Origin of the sequence: Vibrio sp. 1641 (assembly GCF_033339995.1) — a bacterium.
GTDB lineage: Bacteria > Pseudomonadota > Gammaproteobacteria > Enterobacterales > Vibrionaceae > Vibrio > Vibrio alginolyticus.
The window spans coordinates 1-592 of sequence record NZ_JAWOVP010000343.1; the positions used below are offsets into that span (position 1 = coordinate 1).

2 protein-coding genes are annotated in these 592 nt (G+C 49.2%); both read right to left on the reverse strand.

The annotated features are described in order from the left end of the window. A partial coding sequence (locus R7Z47_RS25890; RefSeq protein ID WP_318130901.1) for a flagellar hook capping FlgD N-terminal domain-containing protein occupies nt 1-462 on the reverse strand: 462 nt, incomplete at its 3' end. After that, nucleotides 462-592 (reverse strand): flagellar basal body rod C-terminal domain-containing protein (locus R7Z47_RS25895; protein WP_318130902.1); only part of this gene is annotated, 131 nt, incomplete at its 5' end. The genes R7Z47_RS25895 and R7Z47_RS25890, both read right to left, overlap by 1 nt.

The following is a 592-nucleotide window of genomic DNA, read 5'->3' on the forward strand; positions in this document are numbered from 1 at the left end:
GCCGTGAGCGCCAAGTGGTACGTTCGTCTTCTGACCGAACTGATCCTTCACAACTAAAGTCACTTGGTTTGAACCGTGACTCAGTTCGATTTTGCCGTTTTGCGCACCATCACCCAGTTCGAATTCTTTTGAATTCACGTAAACCGTTTGACCAACCAAACCGGCGGTCGATAGCACTTGCATGTTGTCGAGTAGCACCATGCTGTTTTGCATGACCTTAGACATGTTCTCGGTACTTTGAACTTGAGAGAACTGCGCCAACTGCCCGACGTACTCTGTGCCGTCTAACGGGTTTAACGGATCTTGGTTTTGAATTTGCGCCACCATCAAAGAGATGAACTCATTTTGAAGTGAAGACGCGCTGTTCTTATCCGTTGGGTTTGGCGCAATGCCACTGTTTTCTTTTGCTGCCGCTTTAACTGGAGCGTCCGACGATAATGCCGTGTACTGTGCAAGACTCATTAGCTACCCTGCCCTAAACGAAGCAAGCCTTGCTGCATGCTTTTCACATTTGCCAACACTTCCACGTTCGTTTCGAAGCTGCGAGTCGCTGACATCATGTCCGCCATTTCCGCAACCACGTCGATGTCTG